This window comes from Pseudomonas huaxiensis, from assembly GCF_003231275.1.
Classification (GTDB): Bacteria; Pseudomonadota; Gammaproteobacteria; order Pseudomonadales; family Pseudomonadaceae; genus Aquipseudomonas; species Aquipseudomonas huaxiensis.
This window is the reverse complement of the sequence record NZ_QKVL01000001.1, coordinates 193,111-219,647: the sequence shown is the minus strand read 5'-3', so window position 1 is coordinate 219,647 and position 26,537 is coordinate 193,111. Positions and strand designations below refer to the sequence as shown.

The 26,537-nt window shown below is 62.9% G+C and carries 23 protein-coding genes; 9 read left to right on the top strand and 14 right to left on the bottom strand.

Annotated elements, in window-relative coordinates:
• The first annotated feature begins 3 nt into the window (after positions 1-3).
• Positions 4-1,464, top strand: a complete 1,461-nt coding sequence (gene mltF / locus DM374_RS01005) for a membrane-bound lytic murein transglycosylase MltF (protein WP_095154210.1) — start codon at positions 4-6, stop codon at positions 1,462-1,464.
• Here the strand turns inward: mltF and tadA are convergent.
• The 6 genes from tadA to DM374_RS00975 all read right to left on the bottom strand — a co-directional run bounded on the left by tadA (position 1,461) and on the right by DM374_RS00975 (position 9,031).
• A complete protein-coding gene (gene tadA, locus DM374_RS01000; protein WP_110968183.1) occupies positions 1,461-1,940 on the bottom strand; it encodes a tRNA adenosine(34) deaminase TadA in 480 nt (159 codons plus the stop codon). The two genes, mltF and tadA, sit on opposite strands and share 4 nt — an antisense overlap.
• On the bottom strand, positions 1,940-3,322 hold the full coding sequence (locus DM374_RS00995; protein ID WP_110968182.1) for a multicopper oxidase family protein: 1,383 nt from the start codon (positions 3,320-3,322) through the stop codon (positions 1,940-1,942). The genes tadA and DM374_RS00995 overlap by 1 nt, the downstream gene beginning before the upstream one ends.
• Positions 3,323-3,728: 406 nt before the next feature.
• Positions 3,729-4,619 (bottom strand): alpha/beta hydrolase, encoded by an 891-nt coding sequence (locus tag DM374_RS00990; RefSeq protein WP_110968181.1) that lies wholly within the window; start codon positions 4,617-4,619, stop codon positions 3,729-3,731.
• Positions 4,620-4,684: 65 nt separating this feature from the next.
• On the bottom strand, positions 4,685-6,913 hold the full coding sequence (locus DM374_RS00985; RefSeq protein ID WP_110968180.1) for a TonB-dependent siderophore receptor: 2,229 nt from the start codon (positions 6,911-6,913) through the stop codon (positions 4,685-4,687).
• 76 nt (positions 6,914-6,989) lie between these two features.
• Entirely contained in the window at positions 6,990-8,336 is a 1,347-nt protein-coding gene (locus DM374_RS00980; protein ID WP_110968179.1) for a HAMP domain-containing sensor histidine kinase, read from the bottom strand.
• Positions 8,336-9,031, bottom strand: coding sequence for a response regulator transcription factor (locus DM374_RS00975; protein ID WP_110968178.1), 696 nt, complete (start codon positions 9,029-9,031; stop codon positions 8,336-8,338). The genes DM374_RS00980 and DM374_RS00975 overlap by 1 nt, the downstream gene beginning before the upstream one ends.
• A 214-nt stretch (positions 9,032-9,245) precedes the next feature.
• Between DM374_RS00975 and DM374_RS00970 the strand changes: the two genes are divergently transcribed.
• The 4 genes from DM374_RS00970 to DM374_RS00955 all read left to right on the top strand — a co-directional run bounded on the left by DM374_RS00970 (position 9,246) and on the right by DM374_RS00955 (position 13,452).
• The gene (locus DM374_RS00970) at positions 9,246-9,863 is read left to right on the top strand and encodes a glutathione S-transferase (protein ID WP_110968177.1); all 618 of its coding nucleotides are present in this window, start codon (positions 9,246-9,248) and stop codon (positions 9,861-9,863) included.
• A gap of 33 nt (positions 9,864-9,896) precedes the next feature.
• Entirely contained in the window at positions 9,897-11,942 is a 2,046-nt protein-coding gene (locus DM374_RS00965; protein ID WP_110968176.1) for a 2Fe-2S iron-sulfur cluster-binding protein, read from the top strand.
• Positions 11,943-11,969: 27 nt separating this feature from the next.
• Positions 11,970-12,434: a nuclear transport factor 2 family protein gene (locus DM374_RS00960; RefSeq protein WP_095154219.1), complete on the top strand. Its 465-nt coding sequence runs from the start codon at positions 11,970-11,972 to the stop codon at positions 12,432-12,434.
• Between the two features lie 115 nt (positions 12,435-12,549).
• The gene (locus DM374_RS00955; protein ID WP_110968175.1) at positions 12,550-13,452 is read left to right on the top strand and encodes a LysR family transcriptional regulator; all 903 of its coding nucleotides are present in this window, start codon (positions 12,550-12,552) and stop codon (positions 13,450-13,452) included.
• Positions 13,453-13,573: 121 nt separating this feature from the next.
• Here the strand turns inward: DM374_RS00955 and DM374_RS00950 are convergent, their stop codons facing one another.
• From DM374_RS00950 to DM374_RS00935, 4 genes are all read right to left on the bottom strand, one after another.
• A complete protein-coding gene (locus DM374_RS00950; protein WP_177431491.1) occupies positions 13,574-15,424 on the bottom strand; it encodes an amidohydrolase in 1,851 nt (616 codons plus the stop codon).
• Between the two features lie 247 nt (positions 15,425-15,671).
• The gene (locus DM374_RS00945; RefSeq protein ID WP_110968174.1) at positions 15,672-16,562 is read right to left on the bottom strand and encodes a WD40 repeat domain-containing protein; all 891 of its coding nucleotides are present in this window, start codon (positions 16,560-16,562) and stop codon (positions 15,672-15,674) included.
• A complete protein-coding gene (locus tag DM374_RS00940; protein ID WP_110968173.1) occupies positions 16,562-18,469 on the bottom strand; it encodes a hypothetical protein in 1,908 nt (635 codons plus the stop codon). Before DM374_RS00940 ends, DM374_RS00945 begins: the two co-directional genes overlap by 1 nt.
• Positions 18,470-18,472: 3 nt before the next feature.
• Positions 18,473-18,778 carry a hypothetical protein gene (locus tag DM374_RS00935; protein ID WP_157969644.1) on the bottom strand — a complete coding sequence of 102 codons (306 nt, stop codon included), beginning with the start codon at positions 18,776-18,778 and terminating at the stop codon, positions 18,473-18,475.
• A gap of 442 nt (positions 18,779-19,220) precedes the next feature.
• Here DM374_RS00935 and DM374_RS00930 point away from each other — a divergent pair, with 442 nt between their 5' ends.
• Together DM374_RS00930 and DM374_RS00925 are read left to right on the top strand one after the other, a co-directional pair.
• A complete protein-coding gene (locus DM374_RS00930) occupies positions 19,221-19,529 on the top strand; it encodes a hypothetical protein (protein ID WP_371929292.1) in 309 nt (102 codons plus the stop codon).
• A 104-nt stretch (positions 19,530-19,633) separates the two neighbouring features.
• Positions 19,634-19,942, top strand: a complete 309-nt coding sequence (locus tag DM374_RS00925; RefSeq protein WP_110968171.1) for a hypothetical protein — start codon at positions 19,634-19,636, stop codon at positions 19,940-19,942.
• Positions 19,943-20,078: 136 nt separating this feature from the next.
• Here DM374_RS00925 and guaA read toward each other — a convergent pair whose 3' ends face one another.
• From guaA to DM374_RS00905, 4 genes are all read right to left on the bottom strand, one after another.
• A complete protein-coding gene (gene guaA, locus DM374_RS00920; RefSeq protein ID WP_110968170.1) occupies positions 20,079-21,656 on the bottom strand; it encodes a glutamine-hydrolyzing GMP synthase in 1,578 nt (525 codons plus the stop codon).
• Between the two features lie 80 nt (positions 21,657-21,736).
• Positions 21,737-23,206, bottom strand: a complete 1,470-nt coding sequence (gene guaB / locus DM374_RS00915) for an IMP dehydrogenase (RefSeq protein WP_110968169.1) — start codon at positions 23,204-23,206, stop codon at positions 21,737-21,739.
• Between the two features lie 85 nt (positions 23,207-23,291).
• The gene (locus DM374_RS00910; protein WP_095154227.1) at positions 23,292-23,849 is read right to left on the bottom strand and encodes a sugar ABC transporter ATPase; all 558 of its coding nucleotides are present in this window, start codon (positions 23,847-23,849) and stop codon (positions 23,292-23,294) included.
• A gap of 18 nt (positions 23,850-23,867) precedes the next feature.
• Positions 23,868-24,638, bottom strand: coding sequence for a sulfite exporter TauE/SafE family protein (locus tag DM374_RS00905; protein WP_110968577.1), 771 nt, complete (start codon positions 24,636-24,638; stop codon positions 23,868-23,870).
• 114 nt (positions 24,639-24,752) lie between these two features.
• Here DM374_RS00905 and DM374_RS00900 point away from each other — a divergent pair, with 114 nt between their 5' ends.
• On the top strand, positions 24,753-25,652 hold the full coding sequence (locus tag DM374_RS00900) for a LysR family transcriptional regulator (protein ID WP_110968168.1): 900 nt from the start codon (positions 24,753-24,755) through the stop codon (positions 25,650-25,652).
• Positions 25,653-25,692: 40 nt separating this feature from the next.
• Positions 25,693-26,469 carry a transglutaminase-like domain-containing protein gene (locus tag DM374_RS00895; protein WP_110968167.1) on the top strand — a complete coding sequence of 259 codons (777 nt, stop codon included), beginning with the start codon at positions 25,693-25,695 and terminating at the stop codon, positions 26,467-26,469.
• The last annotated feature ends 68 nt before the right edge of the window (positions 26,470-26,537 follow it).

Sequence of the window (26,537 nt, the reverse complement as noted above, 5' to 3'; positions counted from 1 at the left end):
GTTATGTTTGCCCAGACTGCTTTGCGCCAGCGTTGCGCCAAATGGCTCATCGCAACCGGACTCTTCCTGATGCTCGGTGCCTGCGTTGAAAAACCCAGCACCCTCGAACGCATCAAGGAGGATGGTGTATTGCGCGTGGTGACCCGCAACAGCCCGGCCACCTATTTCCAGGATCGTAACGGCGAAACCGGCTTCGAATACGAGCTGGTGAAGCGCTTTGCCGACGATCTTGGGGTCGAACTGCAGATCGAAACCGCCGACAACCTCGACGACCTGTTCAGCCAGCTCGGCAAGCCATCAGGCCCGGTGCTGGCTGCCGCCGGCCTGGTCAGCAGCGAACAGCGCAAGGGCCAGGCGCGCTTTTCCCACCCTTATCTTGAAGTCACCCCGCAAGTCATCTACCGCAACGGCAAGACCCGCCCCACCAATGCCGCCGGGCTGGTGGGCAAGCGCATCCTGGTGCTCAAGGGCAGCAGCCACGCCGAACAGCTCGCCGAACTGAAGAAACAGTACCCGGGCCTGGAATATGAAGAGTCCGACCAAGTGGAAGTGGTCGACCTGCTGCGCATGGTGGATGAAGGTCAGATCGACCTGACCCTGGTGGATTCCAACGAATTGGCGATGAACCAGGTGTATTTCTCCAACGTGCGGGTGGCCTTCGACCTCGGCGATGCCCGTGACCAGCGCTGGGCTGTGGCCGCCGGCGAAGACAACAGCCTGCTCAACGAAATCAACGAATTCCTCGACAAGGTGCAGAAGAACGGCACCCTGCAACGCCTGAAAGACCGCTATTACGGGCACGTCGACGTGCTCGGCTACGTCGGCGCCTACACCTTCGCCCAGCACCTGCAGCAGCGCCTGCCGCGCTTCGAAAAGCACTTCCGCACCTACGCCAAGCAAGAACAGGTGGACTGGCGCCTGCTGGCGGCGATCGGTTACCAGGAATCCATGTGGCAGCCGGAAGTGACCTCCAAGACCGGCGTGCGCGGCCTGATGATGCTGACCCAGCGCACCGCCCAGGCCATGGGCGTGTCCAACCGCCTCGACCCGGTGCAGAGCATCCGCGGCGGTGCCAAGTACTTCATGCACGTCAAGGAACAGCTCGACGATTCCATCAAGGAGCCGGACCGCACCTGGTTCGCCCTGGCCGCCTACAACGTCGGCGGCGGTCACCTGGACGACGCGCGCAAGCTGGCCGAGCGCGAGGGCCTGAACCCGAACAAGTGGCTGGACGTGAAAAAGATGCTGCCGCGGCTGTCGCAGAAGAAGTGGTACAGCAAGACCAAGTACGGTTACGCCCGTGGCGGCGAGCCGGTGCATTTCGTCGCCAACATCCGCCGCTACTACGACATCCTCACCTGGGTGACCCAGCCGCAGCTTGAGGGCAGCCAGGTCGCCGAAGGCAACCTGCACGTACCCGGCGTGAACAAGGACAAGCCGGCGGAACAGACCCCGCCGCTTTAAGCCTTGGCTCTGCGGGCCTTGAAGAACTCGCTCAGCACCGTCCCGCACTCCTCCGCCAGCACCCCGCCCTCATAGAGCACCCGGTGATTGAGAAAGCCCTGGGTGAAGAACTGTCCCTGGCTCTGCACGATCCCGGCTTTGGGCTCCAGCGCGCCATAAACCACGCGGTTGACCCGCGAATGCACGATCAATCCGGCGCACATGCTGCACGGTTCCAGCGTCACATACAGGGTGCTGCCCGGCAGCCGGTAGTTGCTGGCGGCCTTGGCAGCGGCGCGGATGGCGACCATTTCGGCGTGGGCGCTGGGGTCGCTGTCGATGATCGGCCGGTTGAAGCCCTGGCCGATCACTTCGCCGTGCTGCACCAGCACCGCGCCCACCGGCACTTCGCCGAGCGCCGCGCCTTGGGCGGCCAGTTCCAGGGCCAGGCGCATGAATTCCTGATCGCGGCTGCGATCGATGATCTGCGGTCGCATCACACCACCGCGATCGCGGCCATCAGGCCGGTTTCCATGTGGTCGATGACGTGGCAGTGGAACATCCACGTCCCTGGGTTATCCGCCACCAGCGCCACCTGGGCGCGCTCGTTCTTGCCCAGCAGGTAGGTGTCGGTGAACCACGGCTCGACGATGTTGTGACGATTGGACCCGATGACCTTGAAGCTCATGCCATGCAGGTGGATCGGGTGCTGGTACTGGGTCATGTTCTTCAACTCGAAGATGTAGCTCTTGCCCTTTTGCAGAGTGGCGATCGGGCGGTCGGCGCAGGTCTTGTCGGTGATGTCCCAGGCCTGGCCGTTGATCTGCCAGAGGCTCGGCGGCCTGCCGTTGTCGGTATCCACCGAGACCTTGCCGGCCCATTCGAAATTGAAGTTGAGTTTCTCGGCGTTCTCCAGGTCTGGCTCGGCGACCGGGTTCGGCGGCAGCGCCGGCGGCCAGTCGCCCGGCGTGTCGGCGCTGGTGACCGAGCGCAGGGTGCCGAGGCGCACAAAGCCGTCGCGCAGGGACACTTCCTCGCCCGCCTCGGGAATGCGGATCGCCAGACAAATGCGCATGCCCGGGCCAAGCCAGTACTCGTCTTCCAGCGGACGCGGGGTGATGGGGTTGCCGTCGAGGGCATAGATCATCGCCTCGCAGTTGCCCTTGAGGTTGAGGCGATAGGTCCAGGTGTTGTCGAGGTTGAGCAAACGCACCCGCACCACCTGCCCGGCCGGCAGCTCGCTCACCGCATTGGCCTGACCATTGATGGTGATCAGGCGCCCGGCGGTGCCGTTGCGTGCTGCCTCGCGGGGGATGCTGAAGGGCAGGAAGGCGCCCTGCTCGTCCACATGCCAGGTTTTCAGGCTCAGCGTGCGCTCGTGTTTGAAGCCGGTCGGCTCGCGCTCCTCGACGATCAGCGGGCCGACCAGGCCGCGGCCCAGTTCCTCGCTGCTGCTGACATGAGGGTGATACCAGTAGCTGCCGGCATCCGGCACGCGGAACTTGTAGTCGAAAAACTCGCCCGGCTTGACCGGCAACTGCGACACGTAGGGCACGCCGTCCATTTCCAGTGGCAGGCGGATGCCGTGCCAGTGAATGGTGGTTTCCACCGGCAGGTGGTTGATGAAGCGCACCCGCAGCCAGGTGCCCTGACGCACCCGCAACTCGGTGCCCGGCGCCGATGGGCCGAAGGCCCAGGCCTCGGTCTTGAAGCCCGGCACCAGCTCAACGTCCAGCGGCGCGGCGATCAGTTCGTAGTCGTGTCCCGCGTTCTCGTCCTCGACCTTGCCCAGCCAGTAACGGGCCGCACCACCGGCGCCCAGGCCAACCACCACCAGGCCGGTCAGCCCCTTGAGCATTTGTCGACGGGAAAAGGACATCGGAACAGGCACCTCGTACTCGCGAAAAACAACAGTCAGCCATTATCTGGCCAGCGTGAAGGGCGAATACGATACACCCGCATTTACTAAAGATTAAGTGAAGTCTTGTCGCAGGGGGCCAACGATGAGCCTGGTTACCTACACATCCAGCAGGCAATCGCAAACCGTCAGCCACTGGCGATCCTGTGGGAGCGGCCGTTAGCCGCGATGGGCCGCAAAGCGGCCCTGAATCCATCCAGCACCCGGTCTCTGGCGGGGCTGGGTCTCACATTCAGGCATCCTCGAGTTCCAAAGAATTCCAGGAGCAGACAGCCACCTCGTGCTGGATGGTTTTGGGGCCGCTTTGCGGCCCATCGCGGCTAACGGCCGCTCCTAAAGGGTCCGCGTCTTGCCAGCGATTAGGCCATCAGCGAGACATCCGCTCGATCACCAGCCGCAACGACGCCGGCAACATCGGCCCGTGGTTCAGCCCTTCGAAACGCTGGTAGCTGACCTGCAACCCTGGAACCTTCTGCAGATCGGCAACCAACGCCCGCGCCGGCGCTTCCACATCACCCGTGCTCGGCCCACGAGGCTGGGACGGCTCGGCACTCCCGCGCATCAGCAACAGACGAGGATGGCTGCCGCCCAGACGCGCCGACAAACCTTCGACCTCACGCACGATCGCCCCGTCCCGCCACCACAGCGAAGGACTCGCCGCCGCGTAATCACTGAACTCGCCAGGCCGGCGGAACAACGCGTGCAGCACCGCCAATCCGCCATAGGAGTGGCCCCACAGCGTCTGGCGACGGCCATCAATCGGCGCGACGGCGGCGACCATCGGCCGCATGCGCTGATTCAACAGGTCAAAAAACCCATCTACACCGCCACTGGGCTGCCCGGTCAACGGATCGACCTGCTCCGCCAGGCCCGGCACCGCCGGTGTGTAGTCATAAGTGCGGGCGTTGCGCTCGATGCGCTGCTCGGTCTGGTAACCCACGGCAACCAGCAACGGCGCTTGCCCGGCGGCCAGTTCGCGCAACTGCGGCGCTTGCAGGGCGCCGAGGGCGGCGTTGCCGTCGAGCATCCACAACACCGGATAACCGGCAGCCGGCGCCGGGCGATCCGGTTTGCCGATCCAGAGCTGGTAGTGGCGCTTGCCGTCAGCGGAATCCAGCGTGAGGGTGGTGAAACGGTAAGCGGAATCCTTCTCTTGCAGCACTGGAGCGTCCATCTTCTGCTCGGGCTCCGGCTGCGCCAACGCAACAGAGCCCGACGCCATCAGCGCCAGGCTCAGGAATAACGGGGTGAGGTTCATCAGGCATTCTCGTTATGTGCGCGACCAGCCGCCGCTTGCACAGGCAAGCGGCGGCTGTGGTCCTTTTAGAAGGAGGCAGTCAGGCTGGTGTAGAGCGTGCGGCCCGGCTCGTTATAGGTCGCGGCGCCCGCACCATCGATACCGTTCACGCCCTGAGCGTTGCCTTCCCGGAACAGGCGCTTGTCGAAGAGGTTATCCACGCCGGTGGTCAGGCTCAGGTTCTTGGTGAAGGCGTACGTGCCGCTCAAACCCACCAGTGCATAAGGCGACAACTGATTGTTGCCACTCCCGGTCACACGATCACCGTGATAGTCGTACTTCTTCGGCGTCTGCTTGCCATACCAGGCCACGCTGGCCTGCAGCGACAGCGCATCGGTGGCCTGCCAGTCGAGCATCGAGTTGAGGGTGTACTTCGGGGTCACCGACAGGGTCTCGCCGGTGGTCTTGTTCTTCGATTGCAGCATGTAGGTGAAATTGTTGTTCCACTTCAACTGTTCGGTCAGCGGAATGGTCAGGGTGCCTTCGAGGCCTTCGACCAGTGCCTTCGGCACGTTTTCCCACTGGTAGATCGCAGAGTTGACGTAGGTGCCGGTGCCGCCAGTCGCGCGGCCCACCGGGCTCATGCCGGACTCGATCTTGTTCTTGTAGTCGTTGCGGAAGTACGTCAGGCCAGCGACCCAGCCGTCGTTCTGGTACTCGATACCCAGTTCCTTGTTGACGCTGGTCTCGGCTTCGAGCTTGTCGTTGCCCTGCAGGTAGCAACTGGTGCTCTGGCCATAGCAACCCTGGCCGCGGCTGTAGAGCAGGTAGTCAGGGTTGAGCTGATACAGGTTCGGCGCCTTGTAGGCACGGGCGATACCGGCTTTCAGGGTGAGGGTGTCGGTCAGCGCGTGGGACAGGTTGAGCGATGGGCTCCAGTTGTCGCCGACGATGCTGTGGTGGTCGAAACGCAGGGCCGGCGTGAGCATGGTGCCGGGCAGCAGTTCGATGTTGTCTTCGGCGAAGAACGAGACGATCTGCGCTTGCGAGCTGGTGTCGCGGCCCCCGCTGGTCAGACCGCTGACCGCGCCGCCTTCGCTGGTGGTCTGGGTGTTGGCGCTCGGGTCATCGAGCTTTTGCTGGCTCCACTCGGCGCCGAGGGTCAGGGTCTGGTCACGCAGGGCGTGCAGCGGCAGGTTCACTTCGCCGTGGGCGGTCAGGTCGCGCAGGGTCGAGGTGTAGAAGTCGGTGTTGCTGAAGATGCCTTCGGTGCCGCCGGCCAACCCTTCGTTGATCCGCTGGTTGCGGGTCTTCTCGTATTGCAGGTAGGCCATGGTGCTGCCGAAATCCCAGTCGCCGCGATGGGTGAGCGCGTAGTTCTCGCGGTAAAGGATGTTGGTCTCGTGACCGAGCATGCTTTTCACGTTGGCGTTGGAGTTGGTGTTCTGGGTGTCGCCGGTATAAATGTTGCCCTGGCGGCTGAAGCCTGCTTCCAGTTCCAGGGTCTGCTCAGGGCTCAGGTGCCAGCTCAACTGGCCGTTGAGGTCCTTGTTGCGCACGCCTTCGCGGCCAGCCGGCAGCGTGCCGACCTGGTTACCGGTGCGGGCGGATTCGTGGCCGGCGTTGATGTCCCAGTCATCCGAATCGGTTTTCGCCACATTGCCGTAGACCCGGTAGCTGAGACTGTCGGTCAGCGGGCCGTTGAGCCCGAAGGTGACCCGCTTGCTGACACCTTCTTCATCATGCTGCGGGAAATTCTGGTAGACGGTCATGTTGCCGTGGGTTTCGGCACCGGCCTGTTTGGTGATGATGTTCACCACCCCGCCCATCGCGCCGGAGCCATAACGGGCCGCCGCCGGGCCACGAATGACCTCGATGCGCTCGACCTGATCGGCTGGCACCCAGTTGGTGTCGCCACGGGAATCGCGCTCGCCGCGCCAGCCGTAGCGCACCGAGCTGCGGCTGCCGACCGGCTTGCCGTCGACCAGGATCAGGGTGTTTTCCGGGCCCATGCCGCGGATATCGATCTGGCGGTTGTTGCCGCGCTGGCCGCTGGTGGAGTTGCCGGTCAGGTTGACCCCGGGCATGGTCCGGATGATCTGCGACAGGTCAGTGGCAGGCGGGCGCTTCTTGATGTCCTCGGCGGTGATGATCGACACGCCCGGCGCCTGCTTGGTCTCTTCCAGCGCGGTGGCAACGACGTTCTGGCTTTCCAGCTCGACAACCTGCGGCTCGGAAGCCGCCTGCACGGCGGTGGACAACAGGCAACTGGACAGCAGCAGGAAGGGAATGCGGGTGACTGGGCGGGGCAACATCTTTCGATCTCCGGAACGTCGCGCTGTGGGCAAGAGATCACGAATGATAATGACTGCTAATTGAGAGTAAAGCTCATTAACTTTCTAAACATTCCTCGGCGACGGGTAGCACCAGATGCAGCACCAGGCCCGGATGGCCATTGCTGGCCCAAAGCGTTCCACCTTGCAGGGCGATACCGCGACGGGCGATCGCCAACCCAAGGCCGAAACCTGCGCCGCTGCCGGCCAGACGCTGGTACGGCTCGAAGATGCGCTCAAGGTCGGTATCGGCGACGCCCGGCCCCTGATCTGTCAATTGAAAATGCCAACAGTCGCCTTCACGCACGCCCTCGAAGCTGACCGTGCCACCTTCCGGTGAATGACGAATGGCGTTGCGCAGCAGGTTTTCCAGGGCCTGGGCGACGCTGTCCAGGTGGCCCTGGATCCGGCAATCGGCGGTCAGCGTCGAAGGAAAGCGTGAACGCGCCCAGCCGCTTTCGAAACAGACGTCTTCGCACAGCGCTTCCCACACCGAAAGCATCTGCACCGGCTCGGTGGGCAACTGCGGTTGTTCGGTGTCCATCCAGGCCAGGTCGAGGGTGTCTTCCAGCAGCCGCTGCATGCCGTCCACTTCCCGGTCCAGACGCTCGCGCAGTTGCTCCGCTGGTACGCCGCTGTCATGGGCGATGCGCAACCGCGCCAGCGGCGTGCGCAACTCGTGGGACAAAGTACGCAGCAACAACCGTTGCTGATCAAGGCTGCGCCGCAAGCGCCCGGCCATGTGTTCGAAGGCCTGGGCCAGCTCGCCCAGTTCATCGCGGCGCTCCTGCAACGGCAGGCCGGGGCTGTTCAGATCATCGGCGCGCAGGGCGTCGGCGCGGTCGCGCAGACGATTGAGCGGCACCACCAGATGGCGATAGAGCGCCAGCCCGAGCAGCAACGCAAACACCGCCGGCGCTATACCGTGGGTAACCAGATGGGTCCAGGGCGTCAGGCCGGTGGGCAGCAGGCGCTCCGGCAACTGAATGACCAGCCGGCCGTCCTCGGGATGCTCGGGAAACTCGATGCTGACATACGGCAATTCATCTTGAAGCCGCCGGCTCATGGGCCAGTCGAGCTTGCGCATGAAGGTCAGGTGACTAGCCTCTTCAGCGGTCAGCGGCGTGGTGCCGAGGCTTTGCAGATAGGGCCCGACCAGCGCCACCCAGGTGTCTTCCTGCTGTGCGAGCTGCTTGCGGTAAGCCTCGGCGCCTTCGGCTCCGCCGTCGCGCCAGGCTTGTTCAGCCTGCTCGGCATAACGGGCCAGATAGCGTTGATCGGCCGCGCTGAGAAAGTAGGTGCTGCGCTCCACCGACAGGCCCCAGGTCCAGATCAGCCACGTCAGCAACAGGCAGAAGCTCACCAGTATCAGCGCCAGCTTCCATAACAGCGGATGACGGCGCATCAGGACAGTTCCGCTTCCACCAGAATGTAGCCCTGACTGCGCACCGACTGAATTTGCACGTGGCCCGCGCCGATCGCCGTGAGTTTGCGGCGCAGGTTGCAGACATGCACATCGAGGCCACGGTCCAGCCGGGTGTAGGCGCGGTGCAGCACCGTCTGATAGAGAAACGCCTTGCTCAACGCCTCGCCGGGATGGGCGCGCAGCGTCGACAGCAGGCGGAATTCGGAACCGGTGAGCCCGGCGTTGCGGCCCTGATGAATGACGTCCTGACGCTCCTGATCGAAGGTCAGCGAACCGCTGTCGCTGCCCTGCTCGTCGCGCCGCCGATCCAGCGCCACTCGCCGCAACAGCGCATCGACCCGAGCGTCCAGCTCGGCGAGGCTGAACGGCTTGGGCAGGTAATCATCAGCGCCGCGGGTGAAACCACTGATGCGGTCCTGCTCGGCACCGAGGGCGGACATCAGCATCACCGGCACCGACTGATGCCGGCGCAGAGTATCCAGCAGGCTCAGGCCATCGATCCCCGGCAGCATGATGTCCAGCAACATCAGGTCGAAGCCGCCCTGCTCCATCGCCGCCAGGGCCTGAGTGCCGTTTTCGCAGGCATGGACCTGAAACCCACGGCGCTGGAAATGGTGCTCGAGGTCCTGACGCAGGTTGAGGTCGTCTTCGGTAAGGAGAAGTCTGGGGGACACGGACAGTGGCTCTGGATGGGAAGTGATTGCAATTGCGAATCATCCCATCGAGAGGTTGGTTCGGGCAATGCCTCTGGTCAGGCATCGAAAGCTGGATTATTCCACCCAGTGAAATAAAGAACTCACCACAACACGTATTCCGCCGAAAAGCGTTCGCTCCCACACTGGACGCACGGATCGGGAATCAACCCGCCCCGCAGTCAGGAGCCAAACCATGAAAATTCATCACCATCCCCTGTCGGGCCACGCCCACCGCGCCGTGTTGTTCGCCTCGCTGCTGGGCGTACCCCATGAGCTGGCGCTCGTCGATCTGGCAGCCGCTGCACACAAGGCACCCGCGTTTCTGGCGCTCAATCCCTTCGGCCAGATTCCGGTGCTGGAAGATGGCGACATCGTGATCGCCGATTCGAATGCGATCCTCGTCTATCTCGCGAAGAAAGCCGGCCGCAGCGACTGGCTGCCGGAAGACGCACTCGGCGCGGCACAGGTTCAGCGCTGGCTGTCGGTAGCGGCCGGCGAACTGGCCTACGGTCCCGCAGCGGCCCGGCTGATCACTGTGTTCAACGCCAGTTTCAATGCCGATGAAGTCATTGCCCGGGCCCATGTGCTGCTCGGCCGGCTGGAGCAGCATCTGGCCAACCGCGACTGGCTGGCGGCCGATCACCCGACCATCGCCGATGTCGCGATCTACAGCTATATCGCCAGCGCACCGGAAGGCAATGTCGACCTGTCCGCCTACACGGCCGTCAACGCCTTCCTCGCCCGGGTGGAAGCACTGCCCGGCTTCGTCCCCTTTGCCAAAACCCCGGCCGGCCTGACTGCCAACGCCTGACCAACGCTGCCCTACCCCACGGGAGAGACGAACATGGCCGAACACCTGAAAACGCTACCGATCTGGCATGAAGGCGAAACGTTCATCCAGGCAAAAGTCGGGGTTGCCGAGCGCATGGAAGGTGTCGGCCAGCGGGTCATCCGGGATTTCATGCCCGACCAGCATCGCCAGTTCTACGCGCAACTGCCCTTTATTGTGCTGGGCAGCGTGGATGCCGAGGGCGATGCCTGGGCGACCTTTATTGAAGGCCGGCCAGGCTTCATGTCCTCGCCAACACCGACGGCGCTCGATCTCCACGCCCGGCCGGATCCGCTGGATCCCGCTGTCCGGGGCATGCTCGACGGCGCGCCGGTCGGTCTGCTGGGTATCGAAATGCATACCCGCCGGCGCAACCGCATGAACGGTGTGCTGCGCGAGATGGATCAAGGCTTGCGGGTGCAGGTGGATCAAAGCTTCGGCAACTGCCCCCGCTACATTCAGTTGCGCGACTTCCGCTTTGATCGCCAGCCGGACGCACCTTCTCCGGGGCAGATCGAGGAACTCCCGAGCATCGACCCGGAAGCCCGCGCCTTGATCGAAGGCGCCGACGCCTTTTTTGTCGCCTCCTACGCCAATCGCCAGGGCTGCCGTCAGGTCGATGTCTCCCACCGTGGCGGCAAGGCCGGCTTCGTTCGTGTCGACGAAGACGGCACGCTGACCATTCCGGATTTCAACGGCAACCTGTTTTTCTCGACGCTGGGCAATATCCACCTCAACGGCAAGGCCGGACTGCTCTTCGTCGATTTCGCCAGCGGCGACTTGCTGCAGATGACCGGCGACGCCGAGGTGATCTTCGATTCGCCTGAAATTACGGCGTTCCAGGGTGCCGAACGGCTCTGGACCTTCCGCCCGCGCAAGATTGTCCGTCGCCCCGGCGGCCTCGCCCTGCGCTGGATATCCCGGAAAGACGGCGAGGCCGACAGCTCGCTGATGACCGGCGACTGGCAGCAGACAGAAGAGCGCCTACGCGCGGCTGAACTTGCCACCCGCTGGCGGGTATTGAGAGTTTCCCGCGTGGTCCAGGAAAGCGCCTCGATCCGTTCCTTTCATCTAGAGCCCACCGACGGTGCGGGGCTGCTGCCGCATCTCGCGGGCCAGCACCTGCCGATCCGTGTGCGACTTCCCGGCGCGGACAAACCGATCATTCGCACCTACACCCTGTCTGTCGCACCGTCCGATAGCCATTACCGCATCAGCGTGAAACGCGACGGCCGGGTATCCGCCCATCTCCACGACGAACTGCGCGAAGGCGACACGCTGGAGGCGCGTGCGCCAGCGGGCGACTTCACCCTGGATGCCGCGGACCCGCGCCCCGCGATACTGATCGCCGGCGGCGTCGGCATCACGCCGATGCTGGCGATGCTGCGCCACCTCGTATTCGAAGGCGCGCGCACCCAGCGAATCCGCCCGGCCACGCTGTTCTACGCCGCACGTTCGAAAGCGGATCGCGCCTTCGATCAGGAGTTGGAGGCGTTGGTCGGAATGGCCAGCGGTGCGGTCAAACAGGTCCGCGTACTGAGCGACACCCACGCGGCTGCGCCAGGCGTCGACTACGACGTCGCGGGGCGCATCGACATGCCGCTGCTCGGGCGTTATCTGCCCTTCGGCGACTACGCGTTCTACCTGTGCGGCCCGCCCGCATTCACCCAGGCGATCTACGACGGCTTGCGCAGCTACGGCATCGCCGACGAGCGCATTCACGCCGAGGCTTTCGGACCCGGCTCACTGACCCGCACCGGCGCCATCGCCGCGCCCGTGCGCCTGCCGCCCGCGACTGCGCCGGTGGCGGTCACCTTCATGGACTCGCTGAAGGAAGCCCGCTGGACACCGGAGTCCGGCACCTTGCTGGAACTGGCGGAAGCCCGTGGCCTGTCACCGGAATACAGTTGCCGCGAAGGCCATTGCGGCACCTGTCGCACCCGCCTGCTCAAGGGCGCGGTCACCTATATCAAGGAGCCCAGCGCCAGCGTCGGCGACGATGAAGTGCTCATTTGCTGCGCGGTCGCCGCCGGTGAAGATCCGATCCAGCTCGCACTTTGACTTCACTCATCAATCAGGAGACTGACCATGTCCCGTCCACCGCTGCCACCGTTCACCGAACAGAGCGCCATCGAAAAAGTCCGCCTGGCCGAAGACGGCTGGAACAGCCGCGACCCTGCCAAAGTCGCGCTGGCCTACACCACGGACACCCGCTGGAGAAACCGCGCCGAGTTCGTCCACAACCGCGCCGAAGCCGAAGCCTTCCTCACCCGCAAATGGAACCGCGAACTGGACTACCGGCTGATCAAGGAACTGTGGGCCTTCACCGGCAACCGCATCGCCGTGCGCTACGCCTACGAGTACCGCGACGACAGCGGCCAGTGGTTCCGCGCCTACGGCAACGAGAACTGGGAGTTCGCCGAAGACGGCCTGATGCGCGCGCGCCACGCCAGCATCAACGAACAGCCGATCCGCGAAGAAGACCGCCAGTTCCACTGGCCGCTGGGCCGGCGCCCGGACGATCACCCGGGCCTCAGCCACTTCGGCTTCTGAAGCCAACACTGGAAGGATGCGCAAAATGGCACATAATCCCGGGCACCCCGACGGCGTCCCGGGACTCACCGGAGATGCCCATGACACGTCCCTGACCCGAAGGAAACCCACCGCAATGGACCGTTGGCTGGCGATGCGCGTCTTCGTGAACGTTGCGCAAACCGAGAGCTTCGCCAAGACCGCACGGCAGATGCACATGAGCGCGCCGGCAGTGACGAGGATCGTCGCCGCGCTGGAAGACCTGGTCGGCGCCCGCCTGCTGGTGCGCACAACACGCTCGGTGAAGACCACCGAGGCCGGCGCACACTATCTCGCCGACTGCCGGCGTATTCTCGGTGATATCGCCGAAGCCGAAGCCGCTGCGGCCGGTCACTACAGCGAGCCGTCCGGGACATTGGCGATCACCGCGCCGATCCTGTTCGGCCAGTTGTACGTACTGCCGATCGTCACCGACTACCTCGACGCCTACCCCGGCATGCATGCGCGGACCCTGTTCATCGATCGCCAGGTGAATATCGTCGAGGAAGGGCTCGATGTTGCCGTGCGCATCGGCCATCTGGCGGACTCCGGCCTGACTGCGGTGCGGGTCGGCGCGGTACGTCACGTGATCTGCGCGGCGCCGGACTACCTTGAAAAGCGCGGTACCCCGACCACCCCGGCAGACCTCAAAGATCACCGCATCGTCGCGTCCAACAGCTCATGGGCTTCGCCGGAATGGCGCTTCGCCGGTGGACAGCGAATCGGCATCGACCCGGTGCTGATGTGCAATACCAACCAGGCGGTGATCGATGCGGCGCGTTCGGGCTGGGGCTTGACCCGGGTGCTGCATTACCAGGTCGGGCCGGCATTGCAGGAAGGGGCGTTACAGGTGGTGCTGGAGGAGTTCGAGGAGCCACCGCTGCCGATTCACCTGGTGTATCCGCAAGGACGACAGGCGCCGGCGAAGGTGCGGGCGTTTGTGGATATGGCGGTGGAGCGGTTGCGGGGGAATTCGCTGTTTGGGGGTGTTCGTCAGTAACGGGTCTTTGGTTGCTGATGGCTCTCTCGCCGGCAAGACCGGCTCCCACAGGTTCCAGGCTGGCGCTTGCCAGCAATTAATCAGGCAAGCCCCGGCCAATGTCCGGGGCCCCATCAGCTCATTACGCCGAATGCACCTTGCGCCCACTCACCCAGGTTTCCTGCACCGGGATATCGCGCATGCCGGCCGCATCGGCGGCCTTCCATTGCAGCGGATCCTTGGCCAGGATCACCAGGTCGGCCTGCTTGCCCGGCAGCAGCGAACCGACCTGATGGTCGAGATGGCATTGCCAGGCAGCATCGATGGTCACCGCGCGCAGGGCCTGGTGCACATCGAGGCGCTCTTCCTTGTTGAGAATCCGCTTGTTGTCATCCTGCTCATCCACCACGGCTTCCATCACCCGGCCAATCGCCTGTTCCATGTAGCGCAGCGGACCGAACGGGGTGACGAAACGGTCGCTGTGCAGGCTGATGCGCAGGCCACCTTTCAACGCCGAGGCACAACGGTCGAGCATGTCGGCGCGTTCCTCGCCGAGGATGGTTTGCTGGAATGCCTGGCCCCAGTAGCCGACATGACCGATCAGGAAGCTCGGTGAGATCGCCATGCGCTTCATCAGGGCAATGGCGTCGTCGTGCAGCAGCGAGCAGTGTTCGATACGGTGGCGCTGGTTGGCCCAGGCCGGCACGCTGTTGAACGGCGGCTCGGGCAGTTGGGCCTTGTCGGTCGGCGGATTGCACAGGGCCAGTTGGTAGGCGGACAGCACGTTGTCGATCGCTTCGTCGCCGTTGGCATGGGTCAGGATCGGCCAGCCCTTGGCGGTGACATCGGCCATGACATTGGCCAGTTCGCGCACCGGGTTGTAGTTGAACAGGCCGTACGCGCCGACGCCTGGTACCTGATGCTCATGGCAACACTTGTAGGGCTCGCTCTGCAGCCCGGTGAGCCCCTGGTTCGAGCCGTCGGCGATCAGTTTCATCGCGCGCAGCGTGAACAGCTCGTTGCCCTCGCTGTCCAGCTCGGGATGGTAGGACTTCAGCCACATTTTCAGATCGGCGTCATCGCTGCCATACAAGGCCCCGCCTACCCGTAGCGTCAGTACATGAGTCTTGGCCAGCAGCCTCATCAGGCCGATTTCATACTGCTTGCCGACCAACCCGACGCTCGCATCGAATACCGTGGTGATTCCACGCTTGTTCGCGTCACTGAAGACCTGTAACAGGTTGCGGAAGAACTGCAACGGTCCCGGTTTAGGCAGATGCGGGATCATCAGGGCCGATTGGGTTTCGGTCAGGACGCCATCTTTGTATTCCTTGTCGAGACCGGCCAGCTTCAGGGCCTTGGTGTTCGCATAGCTGATATGACCGGACGCATTGAGCAGGAAGATCTTCAGCTCAGGCAGCTCGGGGTAAAGGCTATCAAGCGTGGACGCCTGGATGTCCTCCCAATCCGTCATCAACGAGGGGTCGACACCAAACCCGGTCACCCACTGCTCATCCTTGGGCTTGTCTTTCACCGCCTTGGCGGCCTTCACGATCTCGGCCTCGACGTGGGCGATGCTGTATTCCCTGTTCAGGCTCTGACCCTGAATGGGCGACAGATCGGTCCATCCGGTGATCAGTGCGGTAGACATCAGGTGCGCATGGGCATCGATCAAACCGGGCAGCAAGGTTTCTTCCGGCTTCAGCGGGCGATCGACCGGCTTGTACTGCTGCATTGCCTTGCGGACATCGTCCAGTGCGCCGCTCGCCTTCACCTCGCCCTGGGCGATACCGATGGCCTCGACCTGCTGCCCCGCCCGCTCGGGATCAGGGTAGATATTGCCGCCAAAGAAAATCACGGCTTGCTGACCGCCATGGGGAGCCAGTGTCTCGGCCTCGGCGTGCAGGGCCTGCCAGGCTTCGGCTGCATGCTCGAAGCGCGGCAGCATGTTGGGGGTACAGCAGGCACAGCCGAATTGAGGTTGTTGCGACATGAGTGATTCCTTTCAGTTTCAGAGATGGTCTGTGGAATGACGATGAACATCGCATGGCACGATTTCAGTCCGGTTATCCTCGCGTCCGGCAATGCGAAGAGGTCGAGAGGCCGTCCTGGTCCGTGCTCGATCGCCCGGCTAACTTAGCACCGCAGCGGGTGCTTGTAGCTAGGATAAAGTCAGTGTGCATAGCATCTGGCCACCACTCGCCCGCCACAGAAAAGTCTGCAGCGTGCGACCAAATGCTTCAGCCGAGCAGCTCGACGCCGCGGGCGCGATCCACAACTTCTGCACCAGTCTTCGCGTCGACGACCCCGAAGCAGCCCTGCGCGTCGATCCAGCCGATCCGGGCACCATCGGCTTGCCACACCACTGCTCTGATTGCGTGGGTGCTCGGTTGCAACGCCATGGTTTGGGTCTGCCCGTCCTCGATGACAACGAGCTCCCCGTCGCGAGTACCCACCGCAAGCCGACGCGCATCGTCGCAGAGCGCGGCACACCGGGCACGGTGAACGATTGGTCCTTCGAACGCGATATCTTCGGTGCCGGTGGTGATGACGAGGTAATCGTCCCAATGGATGAAGTAGTGCCCACCGCTTGCACTCAGGCCGACAAGGCCGTCGAGGTACGCGAGGCGCATGCCGTCGATCGGATGGTGTTCGGAGACGACACTGTTGGTTGCGCGGTCCCAGATCATCCAGTCGATTGCCGTCAGCAGGGTCAGACCTGTCTCCCCTCCGCCGAAGCGATCGAACCGGACCGCCGTTGTGCCGTCCTCGCAGATTGGCGTGGAACCGATAGGGCCATCGCCATTCGCCGACCAGAGCAGCCCACGACGCTCGTTGTCGACCGTGACATAAGTCCGCGGCGCCACAATGCTGCCTTGAAGCACAGGGCCCGCACACGCAAGGCTGTCGATGAGCGAGCCGTCGGCTGTCTTGAAGATAGAGACCGCTCCAGCGGGGCCGGCCACGAGCAACGACGCTCCGTCACTGGATACGGCAAGCGCACTGATGGGCCCGGAGGTGTACGCACGCATTGCCCATGCCGACTCATCCGCAAGCCGCACAAGGATGCCTTCACGCGTACCTATCCAGATCGCGGCCGGCTCAAAGGCAATGGCGGTGGCAAAACTCATCAGCACTGTCTCCCGAAGACTAACGCGTTCTCAATGTTGGGCTCGCCTGGATTGAAATTCCACTGGCTATACCACGAGGGGTGGTGGTCGTTACTCGTGAAGTTGGTGTTGTAGTGCACGAAGGTGTCACGCCCGTTCCACGGCGCGATGTTGGTCATCGCGACTTCGTTAGTGACGTCGAAGGTGAACCCGGCGGTAAGTTCGCGGCTCCAGTGCGCTGACCCATGGATATACAGCCATCCACCAGCCCTGACGACCGTCCGTCCGTAATGCCGATAGCAACGCAGGAGATACCCCTGAAGCCCCAGCGTGTCGCTCACGGACGAGTAGTGGGTTTGCACGTTGTTGTTCGCGAATTCGTTCAGCGCTCCGTAATTGACAATGGCGCTTCTGTCGGACTCGTAGACGAACGCAGTTTGGATATCGATGTTCCTGGCTGAGCAGTCTGCGGGGTCGTACTGGCCGAAAACAACGGTGTCGGGAGCATTCAAATGGTTCAGCCGACCGCCGCCGTTTCCTCGCACGAAGTCGCGCTGGCGGCCAATTGACTTGACGGTCGCCGCCGGGGCCCTGAGAGCAACCGTACCCAGGAGGGGATCGAGCTGAGGGCGGGAGAGCGGTGCACCGTTATATCCAAGCGAGTAGACGCTGACCGCCATGCCGTTCTTGTTCGCGTAATTCTGCACCCTCCTGGACGGAGCGTCGTTCCCTGCTCGCCATTGTGTCAGCCCCATCACAACGCACATGTGCATGCCATAGCCGATATGAGGGTTGTTGAAGATGCACGCGTCGAACGCACCGTAGGTGGCGAGCACATTCTGCCAGTGTGCCAGGATCGTCGCGTCGAACTGCGTGTTGCGGCGAATCATGTTCTTGTCGAGCGCGGCCTGGACGCTCTGTCGCTGGTTGTGATTATGGATTTCCGCGCCATCGGCCCCGTTGAGGACCATCATGTCGTCGGAAACTGCGCCGGGAAAAACGACGTCGTACTGGGTGACGACGATCCATTTGAATCCGTGAGCCACGCTGCTGGCATCGCCGAACTTTTGCGCGAGGTTGACGGCGTATTCGTACGACGTCCCTTCACCAACGATAAGGAATTGCTCGAACTGGACGAAATACTCGACGTCGATGACCGCGCCGTGGCGTTCGACAGCCAGGCGAAGCACGCGGTTGTCCTGACTTGAGTACTGAACCTGGTCGTGGTTGGCGTTCGCTGCGCTCGCGACAGGCTTGGCGACCCCATCGACCGAGAGTCGCACCTGGCACGAAGCGTCGATGACGCCGAGGATTCTCTGGATGCTGACGTCGTGGGAGGAGACACAGTCGAGGTTATCGATAGTGAGTTCCACTGCTGGAGCCGGGTCGGCCGAGCCGGCCAGATCGGTGTCGACCGCAGCATCGGCACCAGCACCATCGGGCGTCGTCACCCGACGGACCTGCGCCGCGAGAGCATTCCACGCCCGTACCCAGCGGATGTCATCGGCCTCGCTTGGCCTTCGCGTCGTCACACGGACCTTGAGGGTGAACGTCCCCGCAACCGGGACGCTGATCTGCGCCGCCGTCTGGTTTGCCACCCCCGTTGGATTGGCGGCAACGCCTGCGGTGCTCCCCCGCCCTTCCCACAGCCGGGTGGGCGCGCGAAGGAACACAGCGACCTCAGCGTTCGCGAAGTCTGCGGCCGCATCGTAGACCAAGGTAACCAGGCCGTTGCCGTCGGTGGTCAGATCCTGCCCAGGGTAGCCTTCGACTCGCACTTTGATGTCTGTGTTCGCGAGCACGGGCTGGCCGTTCGCACGCCGATTGCGCACCTGGATGACGAGGAACCCACGCGGGAGGATACAGGGCACGATGGCACTTCCCGCCAATCCCGGCGGCGGCCCCGAGCGCGCTTCAAGGAATGCCATGCGTTACCCCGCTGCGCGCTCGAGTGCGTCGAGCTTGCCCGCACCAAGGAGATCAGGATCGCGGAGTATCGGCCCGAGGATCTGGTGATCTATGGGGTCCATGCCGATACGAATCGCGAGCAGACAGAGTCGGCGAAGGTCGTCGGTGAGAAGGACGCCATGGGCCTGGACCTCATGGACCACGTCGCGCAGTAATGCACGCAGATCAGCCGTTGTCCTGTCGCGGCAGGCATCGGGGGTCTCGATGTGCGCATGCTCGATCACGCTGTCGAAAAAGCGGTCCCAGCTCGCTTCTTCGAAGAAGCGCATCTGCTCGCGGCGAATGACTAGCATGGAGAGGATAGGAAACGCGCTTCACCTACAGGGAAAGCGGTGCTCTGAATACAGGTTTCAGGTGCCGAACGACGGCCATGCGGGTCGCTGGAAAGCATGTAACCGATCCTCTCGAGAGTGGACAAGGGAATATCGAATCGAAAGGAACTTAGGTCAGGCGGGAAGGAAACTCAACTGACGCACAGCAAATATCCGCGTTGGAGCGACCGTCATTGTTAATGGAAACGCCAACCAAGTTTTCGTTCGATCCCTGAGCCGTCCAGGGGAAGGCCTGTGTAGAGCCATCTATAGAACGAAAGCTCTTGGGGTGCTGTCGGTGCTTCACAGGCTTGAACACACGCGCCTCTGGGAGTGTCTGAGGGTGCTGAACGGAGATAATCGGGCGAAGTCCGGGCCACTTATGGACATGGAGAATGTGATGCTGCTGACGCGCAATCAGTTGCTGGGCCTGAGCCTTTTGGTAGTTGGGGGCTGTACCCCTTTCCAACCGCCGCCAGGGGACTACACGCAATGGTACAAAAAGGGGGAATCCCAATCCGGCGTCGACAACGCCATGCGTGCGTGCGGGTACACCAATCTTGACGGCGTGGGAGACAAATCGCCGATTGATGTTGTGCTGACCCGGTTCTACTGCATGAAAGACGCTGGGTTCTCGCGCCGGGATAAGCTCGACTTGTGCAAGCAAGGCCGCATCGGCGAATCACCCGTGTGCGATGGCCGCCGGTAATGATCGTTCACACACTCCGCGTGGGAATACCGCAGGCCTTTCTAGAAAGATTCAGACAACGGCGTGTCACATGTTGCCCGAGTCATACCGTGAGGGAGAACGCCATGTTTACCAGGAGCCTGCTGTTGAGCTTTTGCGCGGTGTTACTGGTGGGCTGTACGGGAAGGGGCTTTCAACCGCCGCCACCGGACTTCACCAATTGGCAAAAGAGCGGCGTCTCGGTCGAGGGGGTCAAGAGTGCCATGCTCGCGTGCGGGTACCCCAATGTCGCGGGCATAGGCAACGGCTCAATCGATGCGGAATTGAAGCACTTCTATTGCATGAAAGATGCTGGCTTCAAGCGTAAGGACAACATGGATCTGTGCAAGCAAGGCCGCGTTGGCGAATCACCGGTGTGCGACGGACGTCGGTAATCCATCACTAAAAGAAACAGGGAATCAGAGCTCTACGCAATGGGAACTTGCCAGCCCAAAAAAGCCAAAAGCCCGCAATTACGCGGGCTTCAGGGTGTTTCTTGCTAGTTGGTGCCGGTCAGTGCCGGACGTCCAATCACTCCCACTCAATCGTCGCCGGCGGCTTGCTCGACACGTCGTAGGTCACCCGCGAAATCCCTTCGATCTCGTTGATGATGCGGCCGCTGACAGTTTCCAGCAGCTCGTACGGCAGGTGTGCCCAACGCGCGGTCATGAAGTCCACGGTCTCGACGGCACGCAGTGCGACGACCCAGGCGTAGCGACGGCCATCGCCGACGACGCCAACGGATTTCACCGGCTGGAACACCACGAAGGCCTGGCTGGTCTTGTGGTACCAGTCGGCTTTGCGCAGTTCTTCGATGAAGATGTGGTCGGCACGACGCAGCAGGTCGGCGTATTCCTTCTTCACTTCGCCGAGGATACGCACGCCCAGGCCCGGGCCCGGGAACGGGTGACGGTAGACCATGTCGTACGGCAGGCCCAGTTCCAGGCCGATCTTGCGGACTTCGTCCTTGAACAGTTCGCGCAGCGGCTCGACCAGCTTGAGGTTCATTTCCTCAGGCAGGCCACCGACGTTGTGGTGCGACTTGATCACGTGGGCCTTGCCGCTCTTGGCGCCAGCCGACTCGATCACGTCCGGGTAGATGGTGCCCTGGGCCAGGAACTGGATGTTGTCCAGCTTGCTGGCTTGCGCATCGAACACGTCGATGAACGTACGACCGATGATCTTGCGCTTCTTCTCCGGGTCGGACTCACCGGCCAGGTTGCCAAGGAACTGCTCTTCGGCGTTGGCACGGATCACCTTGACGCCCATGTTCTCGGCGAACATGGCCATCACTTGCTCGCCTTCGTGCAGACGCAGCAGGCCGTTGTCGACGAAGACGCAGGTCAGTTGGTCGCCGATGGCGCGGTGCAGCAGCGCGGCAACCACGGAGGAGTCGACACCGCCGGACAGGCCCAGCAGGACGTTGGCCGAACCGACTTGCTCGCGAACCTGGGCAATGGCGTCCTCGACAATGTTCGAGGCGTTCCACAGGGCTTCGCAGCCACAGATGTCGAGGATGAAGCGGGACAGGATGCGACCGCCCTGCTTGGTGTGGGTCACTTCCGGGTGGAACTGCACGCCGTAGTAGCCGCGGTCATCGTTGAACATGCCGGCGATCGGGCAGCTCGGGGTGCTGGCCAGGACGTGGAAGTCCTTCGGCATCTGGGTGACCTTGTCACCGTGGCTCATCCACACGTCCAGGCCGAAGACGCCGTCGTCATCGACGTGGTCTTCGATGCCGTCGAGCAGGCGGCTCTTGCCGACCACGTCAACGCGGGCATAACCGAATTCGCGAAGGTCCGAACCTTCGACCTTGCCGCCCATCTGCTCGGCCATGGTCTGCATGCCGTAGCAAATGCCCAGTACCGGTACGTTCAGGTCGAAAACGGCCTGCGGCGCGCGCGGGCTGTTGGCTTCGTGGACGGACTCTGGACCGCCGGCGAGAATGATGCCGCGCGGGTTGAATGCACGAATGGCTTCATCGTCCATGTCGAACGGGTGCAGTTCGCAGTACACGCCGATTTCGCGCACGCGGCGGGCGATCAGCTGGGTGTACTGGGAACCGAAGTCGAGAATCAGGATACGGTGAGCGTGAATGTCGAGGGCCATGACTCAATCTCGTCAGTGGTAATCGGAAACGACGCGGGGCTGTTCGATAACAGCCCCGCTTAACGGTGTTGCCAGGAGCATCAACCTACGCGGTAGTTTGGTGCTTCTTTGGTGATCTGTACGTCATGCACATGGGACTCGGCCATGCCGGCACCGGTGATGCGCACAAACTCAGGCTTGGTGCGCATTTCTTCGATGTCGGCGCTGCCGGTGTAGCCCATCGAGGAACGCAGACCGCCCATCAACTGGTGGATGATCGCGGCCAGTGCGCCTTTGTAAGGAACGCGGCCTTCGATGCCTTCCGGAACCAGCTTCTCGGCGCCGGCCGAGGAATCCTGGAAGTAACGGTCCGAGGAACCTTGCGCCTGAGCCATGGCGCCCAGCGAGCCCATGCCACGGTAAGCCTTGTAGGAACGGCCCTGGAACAGCTCTACTTCACCCGGTGCTTCTTCGGTACCGGCGAACATCGAACCCATCATCACGCACGAAGCGCCCGCGACGATGGCCTTGGACAGGTCACCGGAGAAGCGGATGCCGCCGTCGGCGATCAGTGGAACGCCGGTGCCTTCAAGGGCGGCGGCGACGTTGGCGATGGCGCTGATCTGCGGCACGCCGACACCAGCAACGATACGGGTGGTGCAGATCGAGCCAGGGCCGATACCGACCTTGACCGCGTCAGCGCCGGCTTCAGCCAGGGCCTTGGCGGCAGCGCCGGTGGCGATGTTGCCGCCGATCACCTGCACTTGCGGGAAGGTTTCCTTGACCCAGCGAACGCGGTCGATCACGCCTTTGGAGTGGCCGTGAGCGGTGTCCACCACCACTACGTCAACACCGGCGGAAACCAGTGCGGCAACGCGCTCGGCGGTGTCCTTGCCGGTGCCGACAGCGGCGCCGACACGCAGACGACCCTGGTCGTCCTTGCTGGCCAGCGGGTAAGCCTTGGCTTTTTCGATGTCCTTGACGGTCATCATGCCTTTCAGGCTGAAGTCGCCATCGACGATCAGGACTTTTTCCAGACGGTGCTTGTGCAGCAGGTCGCGGACTTCGTTCTTGTCGGCGCCTTCGCGGACCGTGACCAGACGCTCTTTCGGGGTCATCACGTCGCGGACGGCGATGTCCAGGCGGGTTTCGAAGCGCACGTCACGGGAGGTGACGATGCCGACCAGGTCGCCGTTGTTCAGCACCGGTACACCGGAGATGTTGTTCAGGCGGGTCAGTTCGAACAGGTCGCGAACGGTGGCGTCGGCGTCAATGGTGATCGGGTCGGTGACTACACCGGCCTCGAACTTCTTGACCTTGCGGACTTCGGCAGCCTGCTGCTCGACGGTCATGTTCTTGTGGATGATGCCGATGCCGCCTTCCTGCGCCATGGCGATGGCCAGGCGGGCTTCGGTCACGGTATCCATGGCGGCGGAAACCAATGGAATGTTCAGCTCGATGCCACGGGTCAAACGGGTCTTGAGACTGACTTCGTTAGGAAGTACCTCGGAGTAGCCAGGTACAAGGAGAATGTCGTCGAAGGTCAGGGCTTCTTGGCTGATACGCAGCATCGCGGGGGCTCCCGGGCGGGAAAAATGGAAGCGCGCCATTATACTCATGCGCGCCTGTTCACTCAATGCAAAGATGGGCCTTCGGTCAGTTGACTGGCCGCTTCACCCGCACCACCGCCACCGGCTGATCCAGCCAGTCGGCGAAGGCATCGAGGAAGGTCTGTTTGAAACCGGCGTCGGCCCACCCGTTGAAGATGAAGCCCAGGTTGGAAAAGGCACACGGCTGCAGAAACAAAAAGCCGTTGATGTCGTCTTCATGGCCGCATTCAGGGCAGGTGAAGTTGTCGGTCTGCGCCGGCATCCAGTCTTCCAGGCTGTCGAACAGCGCCTCGCCGACCTCCCGGCGACATTCCGGGCAGCCCGCTTCTTCGAGGAAATCATCCAGCGGCGTATAGATGCAGCGCTTGGTGATGACTTCCAGACCGTTGATGCGCTTGCCATACGGCAGCAATTCCGGCCGCTCCACCACCTTGCGCGCACCTTCGCCGATGGCGTGACCCATGCGGCTGCCGGTGAGGCCGCAGGTGCTGAGGCCCTCTTCGACGATCTTCTCGCGCACCAGCCAGCGCAGGATGGCCCGCGCACGGGCTTCGTGCACGGGGATGGTGGACATGCGGGGAACGATGATGCTCTGGGTAATCATGACAGCGGCCGGACGTGCTCAAAGCTGCCAGTTTACCTCACTCAGGTAGCGACCGATCAGCGCGATGCCGCTGCCCAGCACCAGCCAGGTCACCAGCCGCACGAAGGCTTCGCGGGACATGTTCAGGGTCAGCCGGCGACCGATGCGCAGGCCGAGGAACATCATCGGCAGCAGGCACACCGCGAGCAGCAGCAACGGCCAGTCGGCGTAGACCCCGGCGATCAGGAACAAGCTCAGGCGCACCACGGTGCTGCAACTGATCAGCGCGCTCTGGGTCGCCCGCGCCTGCTCGGTGGAGGTCAGCCGGGCATTGAGGTACAGCGCATATAAAAACCCGCCGCTGCCGAACAAGGCGCCGAACAGGCCGCCCACCGTCCCCGTCGGCACAGCCCACGCGGGCGACAGGTTGGCCGGTTTGACCTTCACCGCCAGGCTGTAGAGCGAATAGGCAGTGACGAACAGGCCCATCAGCAGCATCAGCACATCGGCCTTGAGCTTGAGCAGAAAGATCACCCCGAGGGTGCAGCCCAGCGCCATGAACGGCAGCAGGCGCAGCAGTTCGCTCCTGACCACCGCCTTGCGCGCCGGCAGCCAGTTGCCGAACGCGGCGACGAAATCCAGAAGGACCAGCAACGGAATGATCTGCGACAGCGGCATGAAGTTGATCAGCACCGGCCCGGCCACCAGCGCGGTGCCGAAGCCGGCGATGCCGAACACCACATAGGCGGCGGCCACACCGAGCAGGATCGGCAGCCAGTCGAGGGTAGAAAACGGCAATTGGGCGAACAGATCCGACAGCATTCGGGAAGCACCTTGCAGAAGTTTCAGAACACCTTAACCAGCCGGCACCTATGCCGACTAATATGCAATATCGCCATCAGCCATCTCAAAACGGCATAGCTCATGATTTCTACCCGCCAACTGCGCTACTTCGTTGAAATCGCCGAAAGCGGCAGCTTCAGCGCCGCCGCTGAACGCCTGTTCATTGCCCAGTCGGCTCTGAGCAGGCAGGTCCGCGAACTGGAGCAGCAACTGGATACCGCCCTGTTCGAACGCACCGCCCGCCAGCCGCGCCTGACCACCGCCGGGCTGGCCTTCCTGCCACGGGCCCGCCATCTGCTGCAGGATCTGGACAAGGCCAGCACCCTCGCCCGCGAGGTCGGCCAGGGCTTGCGCGGCAGTCTGCGCCTGAGCCACTCGAGCACGGTGCCGCTCACCGGCATGCTGCTGCAACGGCTGGGTGGCTATCTGCGCGAGAACACCGGGGTCTCCATGGAAATAGCCCAGCTTTCGTCCGAAGGCCAACTGGAGGAACTGGCCGATGGTCGTCTGGATATCGGCCTGCTGCGCCTGCCGGTGCTGCGCCAGCATGAAGGCCTGTGCGTGGAAGCGTTGTTCGAAGAGCCGCTGCTGCTGGCGGTGGCCGATACCCACCCGCTGGCGACGCACGACAGCGTGCACCTGCAAGACCTGCGGGAAGAACCCTTCATCTCCATCCCCCATCGTCAGCGCGGCGGTCTGAGTTACCTGTCGGCGGAACTGTGCATGAGCGCCGGATTTTTCCCTCGGCCAGCGCGGGTGGTATCGCGCAAGACCACCCAGTTGCAACTGATCCAGGCCGGCTTCGGCGTCGCCTTGTTGCCGCGCTGCATGCAGGACATCGCTCCGACGTCGGTACGCTTTCTGCCGATGGCCGACCCGGGCTGCGTCAGCACCGTAGCCATCGCCTACAGACGAGACGCCGGACCACTTGTGAGGCAATTCCTCAGTCATATTCACGATGCGACCTTGACCCTGAAGTAGCTACAGGGTCCACCCTAGGCAAAAACACGGAGGGTTTGCCATGAGTACACAACAGGATCAGAACTATCTGGAGCGCACCGGGATACTCGATTTCGACGCCTCGGCCATCGCTCACCTCATCGACACCCGCGGCTGGCGCCAGTTGCCACCCGAACAGGCGACGCGGGCTGTCTACGAGTTCTGCCGCGACGAAATCCTGTTCGGCTACAACGCCGGCGCCGACAGCTTGCCGGCGTCGGCGATCCTCAAGGAAGGGTTGGGCCACTGCAACACCAAGTCGAACCTGTTGATGGCCTTGCTCCGCGCCCTCGGCATCCGCTGCCGGCTGCGCGCCTTCACCATCGACAAACGCCTGCAAAAAGGTGCCATGACCGCCTTCGTCTACTTCATGGCGCCTCGGGAAATTCTCCACACCTGGGTCGAGGTCGAGCTGCATGGCCAGTGGGTGGTGCTCGAAGGCGTGATCCTCGATGAGCAATACCTGCGCGCGGTACAGAACAGGTTCAGCAACTGCCAGCACGCGTTCCTCGGCTATGCCGTGGCCACCCCGTCCCTGGCCGAACCTGCGGTGCAATGGACCGGACGCGACACCTACATCCAGCGCGAAGGCATCGCCCGGGAACTCGGGCTGTACGCATCGCCGGACGATTTCTACCGCGAGCACAAGACCAACCTGAACGGCGTGAAAGGCTGGCTGTACCACAACTTCTTCTACAAGGTGCTCAACGACAACGTGCGGCGCATCCGCGAAGGCGCGCTGGAGGGTGCCGGCAGCCAGGCCTGCGGTCACCAGGACAGCACCGCGAGAATTAAGTGATTTCCCACAAACCGCAAAGAACGGTCCTACATAACCTTCCAACCATAGTGCCCATCCTCTGGCCGGTC